This is a genomic window from Micromonospora sp. CPCC 206171, from assembly GCF_036906755.1.
GTDB lineage: Bacteria > Actinomycetota > Actinomycetes > Mycobacteriales > Micromonosporaceae > Micromonospora > Micromonospora purpureochromogenes.
The window spans coordinates 70,324-77,686 of the sequence record NZ_JBAKHT010000028.1 but is presented as its reverse complement, the minus strand read 5'-3'; the positions used below and the strand labels follow the sequence as shown (position 1 = coordinate 77,686).

8 protein-coding genes are annotated in these 7,363 nt (G+C 70.4%); 3 read left to right on the top strand and 5 right to left on the bottom strand.

Features of this window, described 5'->3' with window-relative positions:
* Nucleotides 1-150 precede the first annotated feature (150 nt).
* Nucleotides 151-645, top strand: coding sequence for a nitroreductase/quinone reductase family protein (locus V6U89_RS25430; protein ID WP_334574294.1), 495 nt, complete (start codon nt 151-153; stop codon nt 643-645).
* A gap of 110 nt (nt 646-755) precedes the next feature.
* Here the strand turns inward: V6U89_RS25430 and V6U89_RS25425 are convergent, their stop codons facing one another.
* Nucleotides 756-1,160, bottom strand: a complete 405-nt coding sequence (locus V6U89_RS25425) for a winged helix-turn-helix transcriptional regulator (RefSeq protein ID WP_334574292.1) — start codon at nt 1,158-1,160, stop codon at nt 756-758.
* Nucleotides 1,161-1,299: 139 nt separating this feature from the next.
* Between V6U89_RS25425 and V6U89_RS25420 the strand changes: the two genes are divergently transcribed.
* Nucleotides 1,300-1,848 carry an SRPBCC domain-containing protein gene (locus V6U89_RS25420; RefSeq protein WP_334574289.1) on the top strand — a complete coding sequence of 183 codons (549 nt, stop codon included), beginning with the start codon at nt 1,300-1,302 and terminating at the stop codon, nt 1,846-1,848.
* Nucleotides 1,849-2,003: 155 nt separating this feature from the next.
* Here the strand turns inward: V6U89_RS25420 and V6U89_RS25415 are convergent, their stop codons facing one another.
* Together V6U89_RS25415 and V6U89_RS25410 are read right to left on the bottom strand one after the other, a co-directional pair.
* Complete coding sequence (locus V6U89_RS25415; protein WP_442933985.1) at nt 2,004-2,648, bottom strand: DNA alkylation repair protein; 645 nt, start codon at nt 2,646-2,648, stop codon at nt 2,004-2,006.
* A 542-nt stretch (nt 2,649-3,190) separates the two neighbouring features.
* A complete protein-coding gene (locus V6U89_RS25410; RefSeq protein WP_334574285.1) occupies nt 3,191-3,670 on the bottom strand; it encodes a P1 family peptidase in 480 nt (159 codons plus the stop codon).
* A 138-nt stretch (nt 3,671-3,808) separates the two neighbouring features.
* On the opposite strand from V6U89_RS25410, the gene V6U89_RS25405 reads away from it, so the two are divergent.
* Nucleotides 3,809-5,419 (top strand): FAD-binding oxidoreductase, encoded by a 1,611-nt coding sequence (locus tag V6U89_RS25405; protein ID WP_334574283.1) that lies wholly within the window; start codon nt 3,809-3,811, stop codon nt 5,417-5,419.
* Nucleotides 5,420-5,605: 186 nt separating this feature from the next.
* Here the strand turns inward: V6U89_RS25405 and V6U89_RS25400 are convergent, their stop codons facing one another.
* Complete coding sequence (locus tag V6U89_RS25400; RefSeq protein WP_334574299.1) at nt 5,606-6,751, bottom strand: RNA polymerase sigma factor; 1,146 nt, start codon at nt 6,749-6,751, stop codon at nt 5,606-5,608.
* Nucleotides 6,748-7,167 carry a YciI family protein gene (locus V6U89_RS25395; protein ID WP_334574281.1) on the bottom strand — a complete coding sequence of 140 codons (420 nt, stop codon included), beginning with the start codon at nt 7,165-7,167 and terminating at the stop codon, nt 6,748-6,750. The genes V6U89_RS25400 and V6U89_RS25395 overlap by 4 nt, the downstream gene beginning before the upstream one ends.
* Nucleotides 7,168-7,363: the final 196 nt, after the last annotated feature.

The following is a 7,363-nucleotide window of genomic DNA, read 5'->3' as shown; positions in this document are numbered from 1 at the left end:
GTGAGTCCTTCCGTCAGGTCGTCGGCGTACCGCCCCGGGTCTACCGCGCCGCGTTTCCACCCGTCGAGCGGTAACCAACCCGGGCCAACGCTTGAGATCAGGGCACTAGCGTCGGGTTCGTATCATGCCAGCTAGGTGTGGGAGGTGGTCATGTCGGTCAAGGACAGGTCGAAGACACCGTGGCTTCCGCCGCGCTGGTTCATCCGTCTGGCCTGGGCGGTGCATCGCGGCCTGTATCGGGTCTTCGGCGGCCGGGTCGGACTGTGGCGGCCACGCGCCAACGGCTGGGGCACCCTCCGGCTGATCGCCACCGGGCGCCGCACCGGCCGGCAGCGCAGCGTCATCATCGGGTACTTCGAGGATGGGCCGAACCTGGTCTCGCTGGCGATGAACGGGTGGGGTGAGGGCGAACCCGCCTGGTGGCTCAACCTGCAGGCCCATCCGGACGCGACCGTCGATCTGGTCGACGGGCGGCGGCTGGTGCGTGCGCACGCCGCGACAGGCGACGAGCGATTGCGGCTGTGGGCCCGCTGGCGCGAGATCGACACGAACCTGGACGCCTTCGCGGCGCTGCGGACGTCCGAGACCGCGGTGGTCGTCCTGGAGCCCAGACCTGGCGCGTCGGACCTGCTGACAGGTAGCTGATCGGCCAGCGACCGGCGCAGGTCATAGCGGGAACCCGATTCGATCACCGCTCCCGCCGGTTGTCCGGGCCCTGGTTGCAGGGGCGGGGGGACGTCGCGGCGGGTCAGTCCTCAAAGGTGAGGGGCGGCCTGGTCGAACTCGTCGCGGTTGCGGAGGATGTCGTTCTGGTTGCCACGGACCCAGCGCACGAGTTCGTCCACGGCGTCGCTCAGTGAGCGGCCGAGTGGCGTCAGGGCGTACTCAACCCTCGGGGGTACCTCCGGAAATGCGGTCCTGGTCACCAGCCCGTCGCGGGTGAGGGAGCGCAACGTCTGGCTGAGCATCCGCTGGGAGATGCCGGCGACCTGCTCGTGCAGTGCGGTGAAGCGCAGCGGGCCGGGCGCCAGGACGGTGATGGTCAGCAGCGTCCACTTGTCACCCACCCGCGTCAGCACGTCGCGGACGAGCTCGATCGTCTGGACGCAGTCCGGCGCGACGCCGCGCTCTGCGAGGCCGGCACCACGGAGGCTGGTCATGGCTGTAGTTCCTCACGCGTCAGTAGCTGACTTCAAAGTGCGGGTGGGAGAGCCGGACTAAAACCCCGGGACGCACGTTTCTTACTGATCGTAACTGACGAGCGGCCACCCCTCGTGGCCGTGACAGTGGGAGGACGGCATGGTCCGGCACGACACGTTCACGATTTCGCGGCACCTCGACGCGCCGCCGGGCGAGGTCTTCACGGCCTTCGCCGACACCGCGATCAGGCGGCGCTGGTTCCGGCTTCCCGGCAGCGGAGATTCGTACGAGCACGACTTCCGGGTGGGTGGTGGTGAGACGGCGCGCAGCACCTTCACCGGGCTGGACACCGCGCCCGAGCGGCTGGAGTACCGGTCGCGGTACATCGACATCGCGGGCACCCACCGGATCGTCTACGGCTACGAGGCGATCGTCGACGGCGAACTGCGATGGACCTCGCTGGTCACCGTCCGGCTCGACGCCGAGACGGACGGAACCTGCCTGGAGTGGACCGAACAGGTGACATTTCTCAGGTACGTGGGCGACGGCGGTGTGGACCTGGCGCACCTGCGCGGCGCAAGCGTGCTGCGGTTGAACGGGCTCGACGCGGCCTTGCAGTCCCGACCTCAGGCGTCAGCAACGGCGGTAGGAGTGCGTGTTGGATCGGGGGATCGATCCGCGGAGCACAACGTTTCCGACCATCAGTAACCATCGGATCGGCAGTCGACCTGGTCGTGAACGTGACTTGCTCCCGGGATGCTGGCCAGTTCTCGTGGGCCAGCATCCCCTGGTCGGGGAGGGCGTGCAGCAGTCGCGCCCAACAGAGTCCTGCGACACCACCGCGCCTTGCTGCGCGAACCTTCCTACTTGTCGTGCTGTCGGCGCACCATCTCGATGATCCAGATGGGCGCGAACGGAGACGTGCAGGCCGGGGGAGTGGGGTAGTCCTTGAGCACTTCAAGGCGCTCACCGATGTCGATTGCGCGGGCGCGGTGTTCGGCGTGCTCGATTCCGATCTGAGCCAGGCAGTGGTTCATCGCCCACTGCAGGCGATCCGGGGCGTCCTTCATCTCCGCCTCGATGACGTCGAGCAGTCCTGCGAGGTCGAGGCCCTCGGGCTTCTTCGCCACGCGTTCGGTGGTCAGCGCCCAGCCGGCACTCGCGACCACTGGATCCGGATCGGCGGACCAGGCCAGACGCAGCTCTTCGGAGTGCGGGTTCTTCTTCACCACATAGTTCACGAGCCAGTCGTGCACCTTGGGTGTGCGCGCCTCGCGCAACATGACGTCCAGCTCGTCACGCCCGAACGCCTTCGGGCGGCAGATCAGGACCGCCAGCAGTCTCGCCGCGGTGTCACCCGTCTTCCAGAGCTGGCACGCGAGTTCCTGCTGCGTCTTCAGCCGCTTCGCGAGCGCGCGCAGCTTGCCGAGGTTCACACCGTGATCGTCACCGTGTTTCTCGTTCACCGCGCGAATCTTCGGGTCCTCGAGTGCGGCAAGCTCGGCCATCACCTCGGCCACCGTCGCCTCGGTTCGAGTCGTCTGGGCCACCTCAGCCTCCTGTCCGTGACGTGCGAGATGCAGCCTACGACGGGAAGTCGGCCGTCAAGTTCGCCCTGTTCCGAGTCCTCCATCAGGTGCCTGTCGACATCTCATCGCGCGACAGCTGTCAGCCTGGCCCGTACCCCTTGACAGTGATGGCCTTCTATTTTTGCTGTTCGAGACCATTAACTTCCGCCCGGCACGGCGGTGTTCGTGCTCGGCGACCAGGAGGAGGCGCGGCTATGAGTGCGAGCTTGAGGCGGTTGGCGCGTCGCGTCGTGGCGGTGGGCGTGACCGCGACCCTGGCGACGGCCGGATCAACGTTCCTCGCGGCAGGTGCAGCGCAGGCGGCGGGAGTGTGCGCGAGCGTGGTCAACGCCGCGAAGGCGTACCTCGGGACCCCCTACCGCCTGGCCTACGGATGGACCTGCGGAACCGGACCGATCTTCGTCGACGTCCTGACGCCCAACGGCTACCGACCGCACCCTGAAGTGCCGTCCGGCGAGCAACTACGGTCGCCGGCCGGCCCGCACCAGGCCTAGCACCTGATCGACCGGCAGGGCGGGCATCCGGTGACCATCTCGGCCGCTCATCTCGTCGTTGACGAACAACGCGTTGAGCACCGCCTCCTCGACCGCCTGCACCACCGCGTCGAAGAACCGGTCGACGAAAGCCCAGGGCACGTAGGTGAGCGTGTCCAGGCGTTCCGTTCCGGGCTGCGGATAGTCCGAGCCCAGTCCACCTTCGTTCCCGGTGGAGAAGGTGAGGAAGAGGTCGCCGGAGAAGTGCGATCCGCTGGTGCCGGTGCGGGCCAAGCCGAGCGGCACCCGCCGGGACAGCGCCTTGCACTGGCCGGGAAGCAGTGGTGCGTCGGTCGCCACCACGACGATGACCGAGCCCGCGCCGGCCGGCACCGAGGCGAGAGCATCCCGCACCATGCCCTCATGCGGCAGGCTTCGTAGCCGAACCTCGTCGCACCGTGCCCGCATCGCATGTCGAGCTCGTCCCACCAGGCGCGAAGCCGCTCGGCTGGCAGCGTTGGTGACCGCAGGGCATCGACGGGGGGCCGGCCGTCGAGTACGTTACCGGCGAGTAGATCTGGCGAGGGTGGACGGCGGGGAGGCCGCATGGCCGGGAAACACCGTTCGTGGTGGGGCTGGGGGCACGTCGAGGACGCCGTGACCGGCGCGGAGGCCACGGCGTTGGTCGACCGGGTGCGTACCCTGCTGCCCGACGTCGACCTGACCGAGCACGTCGCGCCGCCGGTGGCCGAACTCGACCTGCGCCCGCCGCGGGTCGATCCGCCCACGTCGCTCGCCCGGCTGTGCTCGACGGACCCGGCCGACCGGGCGGCACACACCCACGGCAAGGCGTTCCGCGACGTCGTCCGCAACCTGCACGGGGATGTTCACGATCCGCCGGACCTGGTGGCCCGGCCGGCGACCGAGCAGGACGTCGTCGACGTGCTGGACTGGTGCGCGGGCCGGGACATCGCGGTAATCCCCTACGGCGGCGGCTCGTCAGTGGTGGGCGGCGTGGAGCCGCGGCTGGACGACGCGTATCCCGCGGCGGTCAGTCTCGACCTCGGGCGCCTTGACCGGGTGCTGGAGGTGGACCCGACCAGCCGGGCGGCCCGCATCCAGGCCGGCGTGTTCGGCCCGGCGCTGGAGGACCAGCTCCGGCGGTACGACCTCACGCTGCGGCACTTTCCGCAGTCGTTCGAGTTCTCCACCCTGGGCGGCTGGTTGGCCACCCGTGCCGGCGGTCACTACGCCACCGTCCTGACTCATGTCGACGACCTGGTGGAGTCGTTGCGGGTGGTCAGCCCGGCGGGCATCAGTCAGTCGCGTCGGCTGCCCGGCTCCGGCGCCGGGCCGTCGCCGGACCGGCTGTTCCTCGGCTCGGAAGGCGTGCTCGGTGTCATCACCGAGGCGTGGATGCGGCTGCAGGACCGACCGCGCTGGCGGGCGGGCGCCTCGGTGTACTTCACCGGCTACGACCAGGCGGTCGAAGCCACCCGGGCGATCGCCCAGTCCGGGCTGCACCCGAGCAACTGCCGGCTGCTCGACCCCGCCGAGGCGCTTCTCAACGCCGGTGCCGCCACCACCGGCGGCGTGCTCGTCCTGGGATTCGAGTCCGCCGACCATCCGGTCACACCGTGGCTGGACCGCGCCGTCGAGCTGTGCCGCGACCACGGGGGTGCCCTGCCGGAGCCGCCCCGCGGCGACGACTCGTCCGGCCCGCGGGAGCTGACCGCCGCCGACGCCTGGCGGTCAGCGTTCCTGCGGATGCCGTACCAGCGCGACGCGCTCGCCGCCCGGTCGATGATCGTGGAGACGTTCGAGACCGCGTGCACCTGGGACCGATTCCCCGCCTTACGCGCCGCCGTGCTCGACGCGGCCAGCGAGGCGCTCCGCGCCGTCAACTCGACCGGTGTGGTCACCTGCCGCTTCACCCATGTCTACCCGGACGGCCCCGCCCCCTACTTCGGCGTGTACGCCACCGGCCGCTGGGGCGCCACCGTCGACCAGTGGGACCAGATCAAGCATGCCGTCTCCGACGCGCTGCTCGCCGCCGGCGGCACCATCACCCACCACCACGCCGTCGGCCGCGACCACCGACCGTGGTACGACCAGCAGCGTCCGGACCCGGTTGCGCTCGCCATGCGCGCCGCCAAGGGCGCGCTCGACCCGTCCTGGATCCTCAACCCCGGCGTACTCGTCGATCCCGCCGGCTGACCTGGCCCGTCCGCGACGCCTGAGTTCCCGGCGAACCGTCGCTGGCGTGGTGGCCGGGGCCGTACCGGGGCCGGCCGGACCGCCGTGTACGGCGGCACGCGGAGACTGGCACGTGCCGCTACGACTGACGCGCCCGCCCGGCGTTCGAGCAGCAACGGCGGCGGGACCGGCTCGAAGGACACCGCGTCAGCGACGCCGGCGGGTGTTGAGTCGGGCGGCTTGGCGTGTCAGGTGGTCGCGTTCGGCGAGGTTGGGGGCTTTGTGGGCGGCCTCGGCGTAGAGCCGTGCCGCTGTTGCCAGGTCGCCGTCGCGTTCGTGGAGGTACGCCGCCACTGCCGTGTGGCGGGGTAGTGAGTCGTTCAGCGCGGCGAGCGCCGCCAGTCCGGCGCGTGGGCCGTCGGCCTCGCCGACGGCCACTGCGCGGTTGAGTCGGACGAGCGGGTTGTCGGTCAGGCGGGCGAGTTCGTCGTACCACTCGACGATCTGCACCCAGTCGGTCTCGTCGGCGGTGGGTGCGTCAGCGTGCAGCGCCGCGATGGCGGCCTGGGCCTGGAACTCGCCGAGCCGGTCGCGGGCGAGGGCCGCCTGGAGGATCTGGACGCCCTCGGTGATCGACGTGGTGTCCCAGCGGCTGCGGTCCTGCTCGGCGAGCGGGACCAGGCTGCCGTCGGGCGCGGTGCGGGTGGCGCGCCGGGCGTGGTGCAGCAGCATGAGGGCCAGCAGCCCCGCCACCTCGGGGTGGTCGATCGCGGCGGCGAGTTGCCGGGCGAGTCGGATCGCTTCGGCGGCGAGGTCGACGTCGCCGGAGTAGCCCTCGTTGAAGACCAGGTAGAGGACGCGCAGCACGGTGGCGACGTCGCCGGGCTGGTCGAACCGTACGCCGGAGACCGTCCGTTTGGCGCGGCTGATGCGCTGCGCCATCGTCGCTTCGGGCACCAGGTAGGCGTGGGCGATCTGGCGGGTGGTCAGTCCGCCGACGGCGCGCAGCGTGAGTGCGACCGCGGACGACGGGGTCAGCGACGGGTGGGCGCACAGGAAGTAGAGGTGGAGCGTGTCGTCCACCGTGGGCGCGGGTCCGGGCGCGGGCTCCTCGTCGAGGAGGTCCTCACGCCGGCGGCGGGCGGCGTCGGCGCGGGTCGTGTCGAGGAACCGGCGCCAGGCCACGGTGATCAGCCAGCCCTTCGGGTCCCGCGGCGGGTCGACCGGCCAGACGCGCACGGCCTCGACCAGCGCGTCCTGCACGGCGTCCTCGGCCGCCGCGAAGTCGGCTCCGCGGCGGACGAGGATCGCGAGCACGCTCGGGGTGAGGCTGCGGAGCAGGGCCTCGTTCATCGGTGAGGGCACTGCGTGATGGTGGGCGGCGCGGTGAGGAACGGGCGTACCTCGAGCCACTCGTGGATCGGCTTCCCGCCCGCCCCGGGGGCGGCCGACAGCTCCCCGGCCAGCTCGATGGCGCGCTCGTAGCTGTCGACGTCGATCACCATCCAGCCGGCGATGAGGTCCTTGGTCTCGGCGAACGGGCCGTCGGTGACCGGCGGGCGCCCCTCACCGTCGTACCGGACGAACGTCCCCTCGGGGGCGAGCGCCTGACCGTCGACGAACTCGCCGGCCTGCTCGAGCCGGGCCGCGAAGTCGTGCATGTACTGCACGTGCGCCGAGATCTCCTCCGGCGTCCACTGGTCCATGGGCACGTCGTTGACCGCAGCCGGAGCGCCGCGGTAGTGCTTGAGCAGCAAGTACTTCGCCATCATGTTTCTCCTCTGCTGGTGCGACCCATCATGGTCACGCTCACCACGGGGACGGAGCCAGCCATCAGTTCTCGACATCGCCGTCGGAAAATCTTGCTCCCGTGGCGACGGCAGGTAGCGGGATGGTCCCATCCTCGCTGTTCCACTAACCTGCTCCGGCCGTGATCGTCAGTACGCGGGGAATGGCTGGTCATGA

Coding starts and splice junctions, on each gene's coding strand:
- V6U89_RS25430 (WP_334574294.1), top strand. CDS start 151: ATGTCGGTCAAGGACAGGTCGAAGACACCGTGGCTTCCGCCGCGCTGG.
- V6U89_RS25400 (WP_334574299.1), bottom strand. CDS start 6,751: ATGAACGAGGCCCTGCTCCGCAGCCTCACCCCGAGCGTGCTCGCGATC.
- V6U89_RS25420 (WP_334574289.1), top strand. CDS start 1,300: ATGGTCCGGCACGACACGTTCACGATTTCGCGGCACCTCGACGCGCCG.
- V6U89_RS25395 (WP_334574281.1), bottom strand. CDS start 7,167: ATGGCGAAGTACTTGCTGCTCAAGCACTACCGCGGCGCTCCGGCTGCG.
- V6U89_RS25415 (WP_442933985.1), bottom strand. CDS start 2,648: ATGGCCGAGCTTGCCGCACTCGAGGACCCGAAGATTCGCGCGGTGAAC.
- V6U89_RS25410 (WP_334574285.1), bottom strand. CDS start 3,670: ATGCGGGCACGGTGCGACGAGGTTCGGCTACGAAGCCTGCCGCATGAG.
- V6U89_RS25425 (WP_334574292.1), bottom strand. CDS start 1,160: ATGACCAGCCTCCGTGGTGCCGGCCTCGCAGAGCGCGGCGTCGCGCCG.
- V6U89_RS25405 (WP_334574283.1), top strand. CDS start 3,809: ATGGCCGGGAAACACCGTTCGTGGTGGGGCTGGGGGCACGTCGAGGAC.